Genomic DNA, 17,735 nt, shown 5'->3' with positions numbered 1-17,735 from the left:
CCCGTATCCTGGGACTGCCATGACTGATCATCCGACGCCTGCGTCCCGCGAAGACCGCTGGCGCAGCCGTTTGGCCATGCCGGTGCTCATCGCCGCACTCGTGTCGATTCCCGCCGTGTTCCTCTCCTTCCTCTCGGAGCCGTGGAGCGCCGCCGGCCGCATCGTCAATCTCCTCTCCGGGCTCGTGCTCGTGGGCGAGACGCTCATCCTCTTCATCGTCTCCGAGGACCGTGTCGCGTGGCTGCGCCGCCACCGGTGGCTCATCGTCCTCACCGTCCTCATCATCCTCGGCGTGCTCTTCGCCCTCGGACCCGTGCAGCTCTTCCGCCTCATCCGCCTCATCGGTGCCCTGCGGATCCTGCGCACCGGGCGGATCATCAAGGCCGGCCGGCTCCTGTCCCACCACGTCGACGGCCGATGGAATCGCCTCGCGGCTCTCGGCGTGTCCGTCCTCGTCGCGATCTTCACCGCTGCGACGCTGGCGGATCCGACGTCGACGGTACGCGGCCTCCTCCACGAGGTGCTGCCCTTCCGCTTCGGACCGATCGCTGTCGTCGCCTCCGGACTCGTGCTCGCGGTCGCAACCTTCATCGTCCTCTTCGACCGCAGCTCACGCGCGGACGCCCCACACGAAGATGCCCAGGACGAGGACGACCGGACGACGACTGACGACGGTGAGCGGTGAGAGGATGTCTCCGTGCCCGAACATCGACCGACCCCCACCGCCATCCCCGCCGATTGGCGTGATGCCTTCGCCCCACTCGCCGAGGCGGCTCCGCATTCGCACACGCCCGTGGCCCTGGGATTCGAGCTCGTCCAAGTCATCCCCCGCACATGGTTCGAAGCCCAGCACTCCGTCCTCCTCGACAAGGACGACGTCACCCCGGGCGCGAATCCGAGCCTCGCGATCCGCCCGCTCATGCTCAGCGAATCCGGCAACTGGGTGAAGAAGTCCCTGACCTGGCGCACCATCGACCGCATGGCACGGCAGTTCGACATCGACCCGGCCCACCAGGAATGGTTCACCCAGCTCGCGGGACTGCGCACCCGCGGGAAGACGGACTTCACGCCCGACGGGGCGCCGTACCACCTCGGCGATTTCCGCACTCCCCTGCTGTGGGACCACTTCACGCAGGGGAAGAGACTGGGCATCGAATTCGTCGGCATCAATCCGGATATGACCATCCGCATCGGTCACAACGCGAAAGCCGCCATCGACATCCGCCGCAGCCAGAACCGCCTGCAGGTGCAGACGCGGGCGACCATCGACGAACGCGAATATGCTCCCGGGCTGATCAAACCGATCTGGACGCACGGCTTCTTCGGCATCGACGTCACCAGCGGTTTCACCGTCACCCTCGCCCCTACGGAGACTCCGACGAAGGAATCCGCGCTGCCCGTACTCCAGTCCCCCGGGCCGATCACGATCCCCGCGGCCGAGGCCGAAGAGTTCTTCGAGGAGTACTACCCGCAGCTGCGGTCCAGCGCCGAGGTCATCAGCAGCGACGCCACCGTCGCCTTCCCGCAGTACGGTCGCCCCCGCCTCGTTGTCTTCGCCGCCTTCGGCGCCGGCGACAAACTCTCCTTGCGCTGGTATTGGGAGTACCAGGGACCCCGCCGCACCTTCCCCGTCATCGACCGATTGAGACTCAGCGCCGCCTCGGCGAGGGAATACGCGGAGCAACGCGAACTCGACTTCGAAGATGCCGTCGTCACCGAGGTCGACAAACTCCTTGCCGACACCCACGGAACCGGCTCCGCCCTGCCGACCATCAGAGACGTCGAACTCGACGACGCCGACACCGCGGACTTCGTCGTCAACGTCCTGCCCGGGCTCGAAGAGATCGAACACGTCAAGGTCATCACGCGCGGGAAGAAGCAGCCATACCGGGAACTCGGCGGGGAGCCGAACGTGAAGATCACCTCGGTCGAGTCGGAGAAGAACGACTGGTTCGACCTCGGCTTCCAGATCAGCATCGACGGCCACCCGGTCCCCTTCGTCAAGCTGTACAAGGCACTGGCGGCCGGGACAAAGAAGATCAAACTCTCCGACGACTCGTTCCTGTCGCTGAACAAGCCGATCTTCGACAAGCTCAAAGCCCTCCTCGCCGAGGCGGACCTCATCCCCGAATGGGAACCCGGAGCGCCGAAGATCTCCCGCATGCATGTGGGTCTGTGGTCGGATTTCGAGGACCTCGCCGACGAGTCCGAACCGGCCGTGACCTGGAGAGACTCAGTGCGCGCATTGGCCGACCTCGAACACCTGCCCGCGACCGAGGTGCCTGACCTGAACGGCGCGGCACTGCGTCCGTATCAGGTGCAGGGATTCCGGTGGTTGGCGCTGCTCTATCGGTCCCGCCTCGGCGGGATCCTCGCCGACGACATGGGCTTGGGCAAAACCCTGCAGACGCTCGCGCTCATCACGCATGCGAAGGCGGACACACCCTTCCTCGTCGTCGCTCCCACCTCGGTGGTCCCGAATTGGGTGAAGGAGGCGACCGCGTTCACCCCTGACCTCGACGTTCGTGTCGTGGCCGAGTCGACGCGGGCGCGTGGGGTCGACCTCGCCGAGGTGGTCGACGGTGCAGATGTCATTGTCATGTCGTATGCGATGTTGAGGTTGGAGGAGACCCCGATCTCGCGGATGGAGTGGGCGGGACTCATCCTCGACGAGGCTCAATTTGTGAAGAACTCCACCGCACAGACGCACCTGGCGGCGAAGGAAGTGCGTGCACCGTTCCGGCTCGCGCTGACCGGGACTCCGTTGGAGAACTCGCTCAAGGACGTGTGGTCGCTGTTTTCGATCACGGCGCCCGGACTGTTCCCGTCACCGCATCGGTTCGAGGAGGAGTACGTGCGTCCGATCGAGTCGGGTGAGAATTCGGGACGGATGCAGCGCCTGCAACGGCGGATCCGACCGTTCATGATGCGGCGGACGAAGGATCTCGTCGCCGCAGATCTGCCGGAGAAGCAGGAGCAGGTCATCTCAGTCGAGCTCAATGCCGCACACCGGAGACTCTACGATCGGATCCTGCAGAAGGAGCGGAAGAAAATCCTCGGCTTCATCGACAGCGAATACGACAAGCAGCGGTTCATCGTCTTCCGGTCGCTGACCCTGCTGCGGATGCTCGCGCTCGACCCCTCGATCGTCGATGCCGAGCATGCCGAGGTGCCCTCGTCGAAGTTGGCTGCGCTCCTGGAGCGGCTCGACGATGTCATCGCTGAGGGGCATCGGTCGATCGTGTTCAGCCAGTTCACGTCGTTCCTGACCAATGTCGCTGCCGAACTCGACGCTCGCGGGATTCCCTATGTCGTCCTCGACGGGTCGACGCGCAATCGCGGGGCGGTCGTCGATGCGTTCCGGTCGGGTGAGGCGCCGGTGTTCCTCATCAGTCTCAAGGCCGGTGGGTTCGGGCTCAACCTCACCGAGGCGGACTACGTCTTCCTCATGGATCCGTGGTGGAATCCCGCCTCGGAGAATCAGGCGATCGACCGGGCGCATAGGATCGGGCAGACGAAGAACGTCATGGTCTACCGCTATGTCGCCGAGGGCACGATCGAGGAGAAGGTGCTCGCCCTGCAGAAGCGCAAGGCCGAACTCTTCGACGACCTCATGTCCGATTCCGGCACCTATGAGGGCCGCGGACCCGGCGGTCAGGCCTTCAGCCAGACCGTGACGGCCGCGGACATCAAGGGGCTGTTCGAGGGGTAGGGGCCGATTCCGCATCTAAGCTCACAGATGCGGCGAGAATATTGACTTTAGGGGGTCTAAAGTAAATATTCTCCTCCGCAAACTTCACCAAACTTCATCAACGGTCGCCGCTGGCACAAAGAAGCCCCGCCCGCCCGCTTCCTCAGAGGCTTCTTAGAACCGCCCGCGCACACTGGCGATATGACAGAGAAACCCCGCCTGAACTTAGCCGGCGCGCTCAGCCTCGCAGTCGTCGCTTACCTCCTCGTGCTCGCCGGCGGCATGCTCATCGTCGGCACCCCGGCCTGGTCCCCATTCGAAGACCACGCCGTGGTCGCCGTCAACGCGCTCCACTCCCCCGTCCTCGACATCATCGCGCACACCCTCAACATCGCCTTCGGGTCGATCGGGGCGATGATCCTCACCCTGGCCCTCGCGGTCGGGGCCGGTATCCGATTCCGGTCCTGGGCCACCTCGGTGCGGGTCATGACCTTGATCGTCGTCCCCTGGGCGCTGTCCTACATGCTCAAGATCATCGTCGGACGTCCTCGTCCCTCCCCGGCCGGGCTCACCCACGACACCGGAGTCGACCCATCGACACTGAGCTACCCGAGCGGCCACACCGCGTTCGCTGCCGCGATCATGGTCACTCTCGTGCTCCTCGTCATCCACGGACGCCGAGGACTCCGTATGCCGCTCATCGCAGCAGCGATCGTCGTCGTCCTCGTCGCTGGCTGGTCACGCATCTACCTCGGCGTGCACTATCCCACCGATATTCTCGCCTCCATCGTCCTCGTCCCCGCCACCGTCATCGCCGCCAACCGAGTCATCACCGGCGTCACCGGTTCACCCCTCATCCGACAGCCAGAAACCACCACCGAGGAGGCCGTCCCACCCGCTCCGCCGTCCCCGGCCACGCATTCGCTTCCGAGCTGAATGATGGCCCGGTTCTCCCTCCGCCGGTTCCGCGGGCATTCCGCCCTGGAACCAACCGACTGCGTCCGCTCGGACAACGACCTGGTGATTCCGGTGCGACCCGCGCCCCAGGTCGTGGCCCCGGCAGGCCCCAAGGTGGATGCTTGTCCTATGGACTCACACTCCCCGGACTCGCTCACCGCCGACGACCGGCCCCGGCTCCTTCTCATCGAAGACGACCCTGAGCTGGGACCGATGATGGCCAGCGTCCTCGAAGAGGTGTACGTGGTGACTCTCCTCGCCGACGGCCACGCCGGACTCGCTGCCGCGAACACCGGTCGCTTCGACGTCCTCATCGTCGACCGCCGCCTGCCCGGAATGGACGGGAGCACCGTCGCCCAGACGCTGCGCCGCGACGGAATCTCCACCCCGATCCTCCTGCTGACCGCCTTGGGCACCACCCAGGACAAGGTCACGGGACTCGACGCCGGGGCGAATGACTACCTCGTCAAACCCTTCGAATTCGATGAGCTCTTCGCCCGCCTGCGTGCCATCCGCCGCCCCGGAGCCGCCGGCGAGACCACTCACCAGATCGGCGCATGGGATTTCTTCCCGCATTCGCGCATCATCGAATCCCCCTATTCGGGTCAGATCGTACTCACACTGAAGGAATCCGAGCTGCTCGAGCTCCTTTCCAAACACCCGCTGAAGACCTTCAGCCGCGAAGAGATCCTGGCATCCGTCTTCAACGCCGAGGACACCACCGGCACCGTCGACACCTACATCCACTACCTGCGGAAGAAGACCGAACCCGAGATCGTCATCACCGTCCGCGGCCGCGGCTACCGCTTGGGTCAGCTATGAGGCTCTTCGGCCGTCCCACCGACCCCGACGCCCGGCTCATCAACGCCACCGCCCGCCGGGTCGCCCTCTGGATCACGGCAGCGGCGACAGCGCTGGCCCTCATCGCTGCCCTCGGTGCCCTGTGGGTCGTGTTCTCCCGCATCCCGCCCGGTGACCTCATCCAATCCGGCGATCAGGAACGGACCCTGACCATCAGCGGCCTCGATATCCTGGAGAACGGCCTGATCATCGCCATCGGCGCCGTCATCCTCGCCGGGGTCCTCGCCCTGCTCATCACCCGCCGTGCCGTCGCCCCGCTCGTCGACGCCCTGGCCCGCCAACGACGCTTCGTCGCCGACGCCTCCCACGAGCTGCGCACCCCGCTGACCGTCCTCGACACCCGCATCCAGCTGCTCCAAAGGTCAGTGGGTCCCGATTCCGCGCAGGCCGAGACCGTGGCGAAGCTGCGCAGCGATTCCCGCACGCTCATCACCATCGTCAATGACCTCCTCGAATCCGTCGAGGTCACCCCCACCGCCGAGGCGGCCCCCACCTCGGTGCCGGAATCGATCGATTCCGTAGTGGCCACGATGCGGCTGTCGGCGGAGAACCGGCACGTCAGCCTCGACATCGCCGAGGATGCGGCGAGCGCGGCTGCCCTTGCGCGCAACCCAGACGCCCCGGGCACCAGTGCAGACCCGCTCACCGTGGCCATGCCCGCAGCCAGCCTCAACCGGTGCCTGCTCTCCCTCATCGACAACGCCCTCAAGCACTCACCGGAGAAGTCGACCGTGCGCATCAGCACCGCTGCGGACAAGCGACGCATCTCCATCTCCGTGCGCGACGAAGGCCCTGGCATCTCCGGAATCTCTTCCGACCGCGTCTTCGACCGCTTCGCCCGCTCCTCCGATGCCCGCGACGGCGGCGGGACCTCCCGCACGGGGTTCGGCATCGGACTGTCCTTGGTCCAGGAATCGGTGAACCGGTGGGGCGGAACCGTGGAGGTGGCGGCCACCTCGGCGCGGGGAACGACGATGACCCTTAATCTGCCGCGGCCACGCAGTCGCCACCTGCGTACCCGCCGCCAGCGCCGGAGCCGGTGATGACGGGTCCGGCAGGCGTGGATTCGGCACGGTCGGCCTCCACGCCACCTGTGAGAAGGTTCAGACGCACGGCCCCGATTTTCGGGTCAGCATCCAGCTTGGGCCAGAAAGATCATGCCCATGACCACACCAACACCGCAGCACCCGTCCGCGCCCGGGCCCGCGCAGATGCTGAGCAAAGTCCCCGAGATCACGATCTGGTTCTGGATCATCAAGATCCTGTGCACCACTGTCGGCGAAACCTTCGCCGACTGGATCAATATGGCCCTCGGCGTCGGGCTGACGATAACCGCCGTCCTCTTCACCGTCGTCACGGCCGTCATCCTCACCGTGCAGATGCGTCTGCGCCGCTACCTGCCCGCCCCCTATTGGCTGACCGTGGTCGCCACCTCCGTCACCGGCACCCTCTACACGGACATCCTCACCGACCAGCTGGGTGTGCCCCTGTGGATCAGCTCCGCGGTCTTCGCCGCCGCCCTCATCATCGTCTTCGCCATCTGGCACTCGAAGGAGCACACGCTCTCCATCCACAGCATCATCTCCACTCCGCGCGAAGCCTTCTACTGGCTGGCAGTGCTCGTCACCTTCGCCTTGGGCACCGCGCTCGGCGATTGGACGCTCGAGCTCACCGGCTGGGGTCCCGGACCGTCGATCCTGCTGCCGGCAAGCCTCATCGCGGTCACCGCGATCCTCTGGCGCTTCGGCCTGGGCCCGGTCCTCGCGTTCTGGGTCTCCTACATCCTCACCCGCCCGCTGGGTGCGAACATCGGCGACTTCCTCGGCCTGTCGAAGGCCGAACAGGGACTGGGCCTGGGGACCTTGGCCACGAGCATCCTGTTCCTCGCCGTCATCGCCGCCGTCGTCATCTACCTGACGGTCAGCCGCACCGACGTGACCGAGAACAGACGGACCCACACCGAGGCGGCCGCCCTCACTTCCCCGCATGCCGAATCATCTGCGCATCCCATTCCGCCCGTATCTGCGACCCGCAGAAAGGTCACGGCCGGTGCCCTCGCCGTCACCGGCCTGGCCACGATCGCCCTGCTCACCTTCACCGGCCTGCAGCCGCATCAGAGTGCGCTGGCCGACGAGGGACCGGCACCTTCCTGCTCGTCGGACGGCCCCGCAGTCTCGACCGCGGCCCAGGCCAAGACAGCGGCTCAGGCTCACTTCCCCGCCGCGGACAATGCTCAGTTCCGCACGATCACGTCCGAGGCGAAAACACTCGTGGCAGCAGGCGATCAGAAGGGCGCCCTGGTCAAGGCCAAGGAGCTCGAGACCGCATGGGACCAAGCTCAGCCGCGTCTGCAGTCCAAAGACTGCTCGACCTGGACGTTCATCGACAGACGCATCGACCCGGTGCTCTCCTCCGTCCGAGCCGCACACCCGGACCAAGCCGCAGAGCAGCAGGCGATCACCGACCTGCTGGCCAGCCTGCCCCCGAAGTGAGCCCACCTGAAGGAGACGCCGATGCGCATTCTCGTCGTCGATGACGAAACGGAGATGGCCGCTCTCGTGGCACGTGGGCTGAGCGCCGCAGGCCACGAAGTCCTCACCGCCCACGACGGGCTCGAGGCTCTGTCTCTTGCCCATGAGCACACCTTCGATGCGGCCGTCCTCGACGTGATGATGCCCGGGATGACCGGGTTCGAACTGTGCCGCTGGCTCAAAGGCAGCGACCCGCAGATCATGGTCGTCCTGCTCACCGCCCGCGATGCCGTCGACGATCGCATCCGCGGCCTCGACGAAGGTGCCGATGACTACCTCGTCAAACCCTTCGCCATGGCCGAACTCACCGCGCGCATCCGCGCCATCCACCGTCGCGACACACTCACCCCGCAGACCCACATCAGCTTCGGATCCATCGACCTCGACCTGTTCTCTCACCAGGCCGAGGTCGACCGACGCTCATTGCCTCTCAGCCGCACCGAATTCGATGTCCTCCGCACCCTCGTTCAGGCCGAAGGCGACGTCGTCCCCCGCCTCAGACTGCTCGAAGCCGTGTGGGGGTCCGCCGCGAACATCGATCCGAACATCCTCGACCAGTACGTGAGCTACCTGCGCCGGAAGCTGCGCGAGAAGGACGCCGACTGCCGCATCAGCACCGTCCGCGGAGTCGGCTACCGACTCGAGAAGACACCCAAGGAGGCCCGGTCATGACCAGCACCCACCACCGTCTGCTGGGCCGCGTCGGCATCGGCACCCGCATCGCCGGGGGCAGCTTCCTCATCGCTCTCGTCCTCTGCGTCCTCGCCGGCCTGCTGCTCAACACCCGAGTGGAGGAGATCCTGCGCGCGAACACCGAATCCGTGCTCGCCAGCGAAGCCGCCCCCTATGCGGAGGCGATTCGGACCGAACCGGGTGAGTCCTTCGACAAACCCGGACCGTCTCAGCACGTCGCCGTCGTCGATCCGGCCGGAAAGGTGCGCATCAGCACTCTCGACGCCGACGTCTCTCGCTCCCTCAGAGCCGGAGATCTCGACCCGGGAACTCAGGAAGTCCGCGGATCGGGCACATCGACGGGGGCGTCCACGTCTGGGGCGACCAAGAACGCCGACTCCGGGTCCATCGTCCGCCTCCAGATGCTCCATTCGGCCGACGGGGACTGGCAGATCGTCGCGGCACGTCCCATCGCCGAGGAAGCCGCCGTGCTCACCCCGATGCGGGCTCTGCTCATCGCCTCCCTGACGATCATCGCCTGCGCCGTCCTCTTGGCCTCTCTCCTACTGACCTCGGCCTCGCTGCGTCCGGTGCGGCGGATCCGGCAGACCGCCGAACGCCTCATCGACACTCCCAGCGAGGAAACGCTGCCGGTGGGCACCGTCGACGATGAGATCTCCCAGCTGGCCCGGACCCTCAACGAACTCATCGGCAAGCTGCGCGCCTCGGCTCAGCGCGAACGCCAGTTGGTCTCCGACGCCAGCCATGAGCTGCGCACCCCACTGGCGATGCTGCGCACCCGGCTCGAACTCGCCCGCGCCGAACCGCGCAGCTTCGATGAGCTCCAGGACGACATCGCCGGAGCCGAACGCTCTGCGGTGCGCCTGACCTCCCTCGTCGATTCTCTGCTGCTCCTGTCCTCCATCGAGGCGGCCGACCCGTCCGCGACCACCGCAGCCGACCTCGAAGAAGAGGTACGAGAAGCCGTCGACCGGGCGGTGTTCCGCGCCGGTGACCTGCCCGGCGCCATCGACATCAACGACGACATCAGCCTCGAGGCGCGGACCGCCCGTTTCGCACTGCGCACCCACGACCTCGGCCGCGTGGTCGACAATCTGCTCTCGAATGCGCTCAAGGTCAGCAGCGACGGAGACCGCATCGACGTCGAATGCCACACGAGCTCCGAAGCGCTCACCCTCATCGTCAGCGACACCGGCGGCGGCATGCCCGAGGACTTCGCCGACCGCGCCTTCGACCGCTTCAGCCAGAGCGACGAATCTCGTGCCCAAGCCACCGGAACAGGGCTGGGGCTGGCGATCGTCGCCGCCATCGTCGACCGCGCGCACGGCACGATCGATCTGGTCAACCGGCCCGGCTCAGGGGTCACCGTGCTCATCGTCATTCCCATTGCGGAAGCGCCCGCCGTCGAATCTGAATGAAGTTTCAGACGCGGCGGCTCTCTGGCCGGGCAAGCTCCCAGGCACGGATTCCACGATCGGATCATGACCTCCTCACCGCTGCATCTCGACATCGTCCTCCCCGTCTTCAACGAGGCCGAGGCCCTGCCGGCCTCCGTGCTCGAACTCCACCGGTTCCTCTCCGAGACGGAGGATTCGCTCAACTGGCAGATCACCATCGCCGACAACGCGAGCACCGATGACACAGCTTTCATCGCCGGGTCTCTGGCTGCCACCCTGACGAACATCCGAGTCGTCCACCTTGCTGAGAAGGGCCGCGGGCGAGCGCTGAAACGGGCGTGGACCACCTCGAGCGCGCAGGTGCTCGCCTATATGGACATCGATCTGTCGACCGATCTGCGGGCGCTGTCGCCGCTCATCGCCCCGCTGCTGACCGGACATTCGGATGTCGCGATCGGTTCTCGACTCAAGCGCGGATCCCGAGTCGTTCGGTCGACCACACGCGAAACCCTGTCCCGCGGCTACAACCTGCTTCTGCACACCGTGCTCGGGGCGGCGTTCTCCGATGCCCAATGCGGGTTCAAGGCGGTGTCGGCCTCCGCCGCCCACAGGCTGCTGCCCTTGGTCGCCGATGAGCAGTGGTTCTTCGACACCGAGCTGCTGGTGCTGGCCGAACGCTGCGGTCTGCGCATCGCCGAGGTGGCCGTCGATTGGTACGACGACCCGAAATCGACCGTGGATGTGGCGGGAACTGTCAAGGACGATCTCAAGGGCATCGCCCGAATGGGGTGGCCGAATCCCACCCGCGACGAGGCGGTCGCGCAGGTTCGCACGGAGATCGGTCGGCTGCCGCTGCAGGCGGCTCCCCCACTGACGGCGCAGCTCGTGCGCTTCGGTCTCATCGGTGTGGCCTCTACGATCGCCTACAGTCTCCTGTTCCTCACCTTCCACTCCTTCCTCGGCGCTCAATGGGCGAACTTCCTCGCGCTGGCCATCAGCGCCGTGGCGAACACCATGGTCAATCGTCGCCTGACGTTCGGAGTCAAGGATCCTGCGACAGCAGGGGTGCACTTGGTGCAGGGTCTCCTCGTATTCGCCGCCACCTGGGCGCTGAGCAGCGGTGCGCTGTCGATGCTCACACGCACCTCCGAGCCGGCCGGCCCGTGGGAGACTCTTCTTCTGCTCACCGGCGCCAACGCCGTGGCCACGGTGCTGCGGTTCCTCGTGCTGCGTCTGATCTTCCGCCCGAAGGCTGAAGCCGTGCGCGTCGAATCCCGCATCACCCGACGAGAGCTCATGGGCGCATGAAGGCGAGCATCAGCGCAGTGCCGGCGAGAGGGATGGGCCCGGCACGCCGGCGAGAGCTCATCGGCCTCGGGATCCTCCTGCTCGGGGCGGCGATGCTCTACTTCACCGCCCTCGGCGCAGATGGCTGGGGCAACGTCTACTATGCGGCGGCGGCACAAGCGGGAGCCTCGAGCTGGCATGCGATGCTCTACGGGGCGTCTGACGCCGCCGCCTCGATCACCGTCGACAAACCGCCTGCTTCGCTGTGGCTGATGTCCGCCTCGGTGCGGGTGTTCGGGCTGAGCCCGACGGCAGTCGCGCTTCCCGAGGCGGCACTCGGCGTCCTCACGGTCTGGCTGGTCTACGCCACCGTGCGTCGGGTCGCTGCGGCGAATATCGCCCTGCTGGCGGGGGCGGCGGCCGCTCTCACCCCGATCGCTGCTCTTGTCTTCCGCTACAACAATCCCGACGCCCTGCTCACGGCACTGTTGGCTCTGGCGGTCTATGCCACGGTCCGCGGACTGGAGCGTCCGCAGCTGAGGTGGATGATCCTCGTCGGCGCGGCCTTCGGATTCGCCTTCCTCACCAAGCAGCTGCAGGCGTTCCTGCCGTTGCCCGGTTTGGCCTTCGCGTACCTGTTCGCCGCTCCCGTCGGGTTCTGGGCGCGAGTGCGGCATCTGCTCACTGCGGCGATCGCCCTGGTCATCACGGCGGGCTGGTGGGTCGCACTCGTCGAGCTCACTCCGGCCTCGGCCCGGCCGTACATCGGCGGGTCGACGACCAATTCGTTCCTCGAGCTCACCGTCGGCTACAACGGACTGGGCCGCATCCTCGGCGGCAGCGGCAATTCCACAGAGACGGTCGGAGGTCTTCTGCGGCTGTTCACCGGAGCGACTGCCGACGGCATCTCCTGGCTGCTGCCGACAGCGCTCATCCTCGGTGTGGCAGCGCTGGTGTTCTCACGATCCCGCCCCCGCACCGATGTGGCTCGAGCGCTGCTCATCGGCACGCTGGGCGGCCTCGTCGTCTCCGATCTTGCGCTGAGCATGATGAGCGGGATCTATCACTCCTACTATTCGTCCGTCATGCTGCCGAGCCTCGCGGTGGCCATCGGCATCGGAGCCTGCGAAGTGTGGAAGCACCGGAAGTCCGTCGCCGGGCGCATCGTCTTGGTTGCAACGGTTGCTGCCACCACCGCATGGGCGGCTGTGCTGCTGGCAGGCGGTCCCGAGCAGACCGTTCTGCTGCTGCCCGTCGTCATCGTCCTCGGTCTCGCTGCCTGCCTGCTCATCGCCTTGCCGGTCACCACGGCGTCCCGGACCGGGCGTCACAGTTTCGGTCAGAACCTCGCCGAGGCGGCCGCCCCGGCGACCGTCACCACGTTGGGTCGGGTCTTCGCCGCCTTGGCGATCACCGCAGCCCTCATCGGGCCGGCCGCGGTCTCTGTCGTCACCGCGTCGCTGCCGCATCATGGGGCCGGGCCGGTGGCGGGGTACCCGTCCGACCCGATCAGCTCGGGTGATCCTGCGGTTGTCTGTCTGCTGCAAGGTGCGGGCAGCTCCGAGTGGGCGGGAGCCGTCTCGGGGTCGACACCGGCGGCGACCTATCAGCTCTCGAGCGGAATGCCGGTGATGCCGGTCGGCGGATACACGCACACCGATCCGACTCCCACGCTCGACCAGTTCCGCACGCTCGTCGCCGAGGGCCGGATCCATTGGTACATCGGCACCCGCGGACCGATCGCCGACTGGGTGGCCGCGCACTATCAGCCGCTCAACGCGGGCAGCGCGATCGTCTACGACCTCACCTCGACTCCGGATGTACCGCAATTATCTGGTCAGCTGGGAAGTTCCTGCGGCGTCACCATCGGGCAGTAATCTCAGAGGTTCCTCAGAACCGGAAACGGATCATTGAAACATGGACATCACCAGCATCCTCATCGCCCTCGGACCTCTCGCTCTGCTCGCCGTCGGCGGGATCGTCTTCGCTGAGAACGGTCTGCTCTTCCCGTTCCTGCCCGGCGACAGCCTCGTCTTCGCAGCCGCTCTCCTGGCCGGTGCGCTGCATATCAATTGGATGATCATCGCCCTCATCGCCGGCATCGCCGCGTGGGCCGGCGGCGAGCTCGGGTACATCCTCGGCCGCAGGTTCGGTCCGCGGTTGTTCAAACCCGATGCGAAGATCCTCAAGACCCACTACCTCGAGGAAGCGGAGAGGTTCTTCGCCAAATACGGCCGACCGTCCCTGGTGCTGGGTCGGTTCGTGCCGATCGTGCGCACATTCATCTCACCGGCGGCCGCCTCGGCGAAGATGCCTCGGTCGAACTTCTCCCTGTGGAACGCGATCAGCGCCGTCATCTGGGCAGGTCTCTTCGGTCTGGCCGGGGCTCTCTTCGGGGCGATCCCATGGGTCGCACACAACGTCGAACTCATCGCCTTGGGCATAGTCGTCATCACGGTCGCCCCGGTGATCGTCACCGCGGTCGCCCGCAGACGTCGGCAGCGCTTCCTTCCGGGTGCCGAATCGCCGTCCCGTGAGGGCACGCCCCGACCCCGCACGGGTCGACACTGACACGGCGGCCCGAACTCGCAGGGCCGACCGCCCGGTCAGGCCAGCCGTCCACCGCGTCAGGCCATCGAGAGGAAGAGCTTCTCGAGCTCGTCGGTGCGCACATCGTCCTCGTCGTCCTCGAGGCATTCCCGCAGCGCCGTCGAGATGATGAGGAAACCGGCCCGGTCGAGTGCCTTCGACACCGCTGAAAGCTGATGGATGACGTCGCGGCAGTGACTTCCGTCCTCGACCGCGGTGATCACCGCACCGAGCTGCCCCTGCGCCCGACGCAGTCGGTTGAGGATCTTCTTCTGCGCAGCGGGGTCGGCGAGCATCCGCTCCCCCGGGTCTCCCTCTGCCCTTGTCGGTTCGGTCAGAGCTGTGTCGCGTTCGCTCATCGTCGTCCTTTCACGTTCTCGATGTTGACATCAACCATACCCCTAAGGGTATATTGAATGCATACCCCTGAGGGTATATAAAACCAACGATGAACTGGCCAGCGATGGCCGAAGAAGGAGACAGCTATGTGTCGAGCAGCGACGTGCCGAGTCTGCGGAAAGACCACGTGGGCAGGATGCGGACAGCACATCCAGTCGGTGAAGAGCACGGTCCCGGCCGGCCAGTGGTGCAACGGCAAGCACACCCAGGCCGAAGAGGATGCGGCCCGAGCGGCCAAGCCCGGCTTCTTCTCCCGCCTCTTCGGCCGCTGACCCCACGGCAGACCAAACACCCGTCGACCACGGAAAGAAGACTCCCATGCTCCTCGAACGCATCTTCGACGCCGATCTCGCCCACGCCAGCTACGTCATCGCCTGCCAGGCCAGCGGGGAAGCGATCGTCGTCGATCCGCGCCGGGATATCGCGGTCTACCGCGACTTCGCCGACCGCCACGGACTGACGATCACCGCCGTCACCGAGACCCACATCCACGCCGACTACCTCTCCGGCACCCGCGAACTCGCCGCCGCCACCGGCGCGACGATGTACGTCTCCGACGAAGGCGGACCCGACTGGTCCTACGGGGCAGGCTTCGACGACGCGGTGCGCCTGCACGACGGTGACGAGATCGCCCTCGGCAACATCACCCTGCGCGCCTCGCACACCCCCGGCCACACTCCCGAGCACCTGTCGTTCCTCGTCACCGACGGTGCCCAGGCCGACGCACCGGGGTTCATGCTCACCGGCGACTTCGTCTTCGTCGGAGACATCGGACGCCCAGACCTCCTCGACGAGGCGGCCGGCGGCTCCGACACCCGCTTCGCCGGTGCCCGCGACCTCTTCGCCAGCCTCCGCGACCGCCTGCTCACCCTCCCCGACTACGTGCAGATTCTGCCCGCCCACGGCGCGGGAAGCGCCTGCGGCAAAGCACTGGGGGCCATTCCGACGACCACCGTCGGCTACGAGCGCGCTTTCGCCTGGTGGTCGCCGTTCCTCGAGAGCGGCGATGAGCAGAGCTTCGTCGACGAACTGCTGTCCGGGCAGCCCGACGCCCACGCCTACTTCGCCCGAATGAAGACCGAGAACCGGGAGGGCCCGTCACTCCTCGGCGCACTCGCCGAGCTCGAAGAATTCGACGCCGGTCGTCTGCAGGAGAGGGTCGAGGACGGCTCGGCGGCCTTCATCGACACCCGTCCGACCGCAGACGTCCATGCCGGCACCCCGGCCGGGGCCCTGCACATCCCGGGACCCGGCAAGGCCGCGAGCTTCGGCGCCTGGGTCTTCGACCCGGCCGCAGAGTCGACGCCGATCATCGTCCTCGCCGATGATGCCGAGCAGGCGGCAGAGTTCCGCAATCATCTCATCCGGGTCGGCATCGACACGGTCACCGGCTACGTGACCTCGCTTGCCGGAATGGAGCTGCACCCGGTCGACCTGGTCGACCCGGCGGATCTCGCAGACGCAGCCGACATCCGCCTCGTCGATGTCCGCTCGAAGAACGAGCACGCCGGCGGCCACATCCCCGGTGCGACCCAACTCAGCGGCGGCCGCGCCCTGTGGGAACTCGACCGCCTGCCCAGCGAGGGCCGGATCGTCACCTACTGCCAGAGCGGCACCCGCAGCAGCATCACCGCCAGCGCCCTGCGCCGCGCCGGATACCGGGTCGCCGAGCTCGCCGGCTCCTACGACGCCTGGCGATCCCTCGAGTCCTGATCCGCATGTCAGAACCCTGGCGCTCGGATCACGCGAATGTCGGGCCTACGCCCCGTCGAGAAACCTCTCGATGCGTTGCGGCACTCGTCTCGTCACCGTGCGCCAGACGATGGCATCGTCCATCGCCGCACAACCGGCGTGGGCGGCGATGTTCCGGTCGCGGGTGAGCCCTTGTCAGCTGCCGCTGGATGCGCTGCAGGCCAGAACGGCGCCGGCAGGGTCGGCGATGACGACGTTCCGGTGGCCCTCAGTGTCGAACGGGCCGAGGATGACGGTGCCGCCCAGCGACTCGACGAGTTCCGCCGTGGTGTCGGCATCAGCGATGGAGATGTTGACCGCCCAGTGCGGCGGGGCGTCGGCACCGACAGAGAGCAGACCGATCCCCCGCCCGTTCAGACTCCACCGAAAGAAGGGCGCTCCCGGGACGTCCTCGAGCCGCCAGCCGAAGACGGATCCGTAGAACGCCTGAGCCGATTCGCGGTCCGGAGCATGCAGAGACGCCATCGACCATGCTCCGAGCTGGGAGGACGTCTCAACGCCCTCGGCGACTCCACCGTCATTGACGCAGAAGGGGATTCCGGACGAGTCCGCCAGAACCGCGGCCCGGCCACCCGTGCCCCGCTCCAGCGATGGCAGGAGGCACGCGCCGCCTGCGGCCAGCGCCTCGGCGATCGTGTCGTCGACGTCGCCGACGCGCACATGGATCAACCATGCGGGAGGCACCGATTCCGGGCACGCGCAGATGCCTGCGGCGCGGTGTCCGCCCAAACGGGCGACGAGGGCGCGGTCGCCCTCAGCCGGGTCGACCGTCCACCCGAAGACCTCGGTGTAGAAGTCGACGGCGTCGGACACAGATGGTTGGAGCGTCTCGATCCAGAATGGTGCACCGGTCGGGTGCGTGCTGCCATGGGACATCTGCATCATCCACTCCTGAGGAATCGGGTTTGCCGGGCACTCGGACTTCCGCCTCGTCGCCTGCATATGGCTATGGCTAGTTTTCCGCGGGCGTCGCAGGAAAGCGGTCCGGGAGCCGCCAGTGCAGCTGCCCGGTTTCGAGGTCGTGGACGAGGGCCGCGATCCATTCCCTCTCAGCGGCGAGGACAGCGCGGCGGTACTCATCTTCGATCACATAGACCCGCTCGAGCCCGTACTCCCGGCGCACCCGCTCGGGGTCGAGGGCAGCAAGCGCGGAGTCCAACTCTCCGAGGCGTTCGTCGAGAAGCTCGACCAGACGCGCCGGAGCGATCAACGGCAGGCAGGACAGAGCCGCGGGGAAGGACGGAAACTCGTTTCGCGGGTGCGCGAGCGTGTCGGCCAACCAGGACAGCAGCACCTCGCGCCCTTCCTCCGTGCTCCGGTAGACCACTCGGGCACGCGGAGCATCGTCGGGAGCCGGAACGATCAGACCATCGCGTTCCAGCCGCGTGAGCACCTGGTGGATGGAATTGCGGGAGGAGACGTTGACGACCGCATCCTTCTCACGCATGCGGATGAGCTGCTGCATCCGATATGCGTGCATGGGTGCTTCTTCCAGCAGCGTCAGCACGATCATGGCGAGCGGCGAGCGCCCCGGCTGCGGCTGTGCCATGACACCCCCTCCGTCGATTTCGTTCACAC

16 protein-coding genes are annotated in these 17,735 nt (G+C 66.6%); 13 read left to right on the top strand and 3 right to left on the bottom strand.

Annotated elements, in window-relative coordinates:
* The first annotated feature begins 19 nt into the window (after positions 1-19).
* The 11 genes from QYM46_RS01645 to QYM46_RS01595 all read left to right on the top strand — a co-directional run bounded on the left by QYM46_RS01645 (position 20) and on the right by QYM46_RS01595 (position 13,988).
* Positions 20-685 (top strand): hypothetical protein, encoded by a 666-nt coding sequence (locus QYM46_RS01645; RefSeq protein ID WP_432790516.1) that lies wholly within the window; start codon positions 20-22, stop codon positions 683-685.
* Positions 686-697: 12 nt separating this feature from the next.
* Positions 698-3,712: a DEAD/DEAH box helicase gene (locus QYM46_RS01640; RefSeq protein ID WP_432790515.1), complete on the top strand. Its 3,015-nt coding sequence runs from the start codon at positions 698-700 to the stop codon at positions 3,710-3,712.
* Between the two features lie 180 nt (positions 3,713-3,892).
* Positions 3,893-4,627 carry a phosphatase PAP2 family protein gene (locus tag QYM46_RS01635; RefSeq protein WP_432790514.1) on the top strand — a complete coding sequence of 245 codons (735 nt, stop codon included), beginning with the start codon at positions 3,893-3,895 and terminating at the stop codon, positions 4,625-4,627.
* Between the two features lie 150 nt (positions 4,628-4,777).
* Positions 4,778-5,470 carry a response regulator transcription factor gene (locus QYM46_RS01630; protein ID WP_432790512.1) on the top strand — a complete coding sequence of 231 codons (693 nt, stop codon included), beginning with the start codon at positions 4,778-4,780 and terminating at the stop codon, positions 5,468-5,470.
* Positions 5,467-6,552, top strand: coding sequence for a sensor histidine kinase (locus QYM46_RS01625; RefSeq protein ID WP_432790511.1), 1,086 nt, complete (start codon positions 5,467-5,469; stop codon positions 6,550-6,552). Before QYM46_RS01630 ends, QYM46_RS01625 begins: the two co-directional genes overlap by 4 nt.
* A 120-nt stretch (positions 6,553-6,672) precedes the next feature.
* Complete coding sequence (locus tag QYM46_RS01620; RefSeq protein WP_432790509.1) at positions 6,673-8,001, top strand: COG4705 family protein; 1,329 nt, start codon at positions 6,673-6,675, stop codon at positions 7,999-8,001.
* A 21-nt stretch (positions 8,002-8,022) separates the two neighbouring features.
* Entirely contained in the window at positions 8,023-8,712 is a 690-nt protein-coding gene (locus tag QYM46_RS01615; protein ID WP_432790507.1) for a response regulator transcription factor, read from the top strand.
* A complete protein-coding gene (locus QYM46_RS01610; protein ID WP_432790506.1) occupies positions 8,709-10,151 on the top strand; it encodes a sensor histidine kinase in 1,443 nt (480 codons plus the stop codon). The genes QYM46_RS01615 and QYM46_RS01610 overlap by 4 nt, the downstream gene beginning before the upstream one ends.
* A gap of 63 nt (positions 10,152-10,214) precedes the next feature.
* The gene (locus QYM46_RS01605; RefSeq protein WP_432790505.1) at positions 10,215-11,438 is read left to right on the top strand and encodes a glycosyltransferase; all 1,224 of its coding nucleotides are present in this window, start codon (positions 10,215-10,217) and stop codon (positions 11,436-11,438) included.
* Positions 11,435-13,294 (top strand): glycosyltransferase family 39 protein, encoded by a 1,860-nt coding sequence (locus QYM46_RS01600; RefSeq protein ID WP_432790504.1) that lies wholly within the window; start codon positions 11,435-11,437, stop codon positions 13,292-13,294. The genes QYM46_RS01605 and QYM46_RS01600 overlap by 4 nt, the downstream gene beginning before the upstream one ends.
* A gap of 40 nt (positions 13,295-13,334) precedes the next feature.
* A complete protein-coding gene (locus QYM46_RS01595; protein ID WP_432790503.1) occupies positions 13,335-13,988 on the top strand; it encodes a DedA family protein in 654 nt (217 codons plus the stop codon).
* A gap of 56 nt (positions 13,989-14,044) precedes the next feature.
* Here the strand turns inward: QYM46_RS01595 and QYM46_RS01590 are convergent, their stop codons facing one another.
* On the bottom strand, positions 14,045-14,302 hold the full coding sequence (locus tag QYM46_RS01590; protein WP_051505072.1) for a metal-sensitive transcriptional regulator: 258 nt from the start codon (positions 14,300-14,302) through the stop codon (positions 14,045-14,047).
* 189 nt (positions 14,303-14,491) lie between these two features.
* On the opposite strand from QYM46_RS01590, the gene QYM46_RS01585 reads away from it, so the two are divergent.
* Together QYM46_RS01585 and QYM46_RS01580 are read left to right on the top strand one after the other, a co-directional pair.
* Positions 14,492-14,677, top strand: a complete 186-nt coding sequence (locus QYM46_RS01585) for a hypothetical protein (protein WP_025777490.1) — start codon at positions 14,492-14,494, stop codon at positions 14,675-14,677.
* 46 nt (positions 14,678-14,723) lie between these two features.
* Complete coding sequence (locus QYM46_RS01580; protein ID WP_432790502.1) at positions 14,724-16,118, top strand: MBL fold metallo-hydrolase; 1,395 nt, start codon at positions 14,724-14,726, stop codon at positions 16,116-16,118.
* Positions 16,119-16,292: 174 nt separating this feature from the next.
* On the opposite strand, the gene QYM46_RS01575 is transcribed toward QYM46_RS01580, so the two are convergent.
* Positions 16,293-17,042, bottom strand: a complete 750-nt coding sequence (locus tag QYM46_RS01575; protein WP_432790500.1) for a VOC family protein — start codon at positions 17,040-17,042, stop codon at positions 16,293-16,295.
* A 67-nt stretch (positions 17,043-17,109) separates the two neighbouring features.
* Complete coding sequence (locus QYM46_RS01570; RefSeq protein WP_432790498.1) at positions 17,110-17,706, bottom strand: PadR family transcriptional regulator; 597 nt, start codon at positions 17,704-17,706, stop codon at positions 17,110-17,112.
* Positions 17,707-17,735: the final 29 nt, after the last annotated feature.

Source organism: Brevibacterium sp. K11IcPPYGO002, from assembly GCF_050920635.1.
Taxonomy (GTDB): domain Bacteria; phylum Actinomycetota; class Actinomycetes; order Actinomycetales; family Brevibacteriaceae; genus Brevibacterium.
This window is presented reverse-complemented; position numbering and strand designations above follow the sequence as displayed.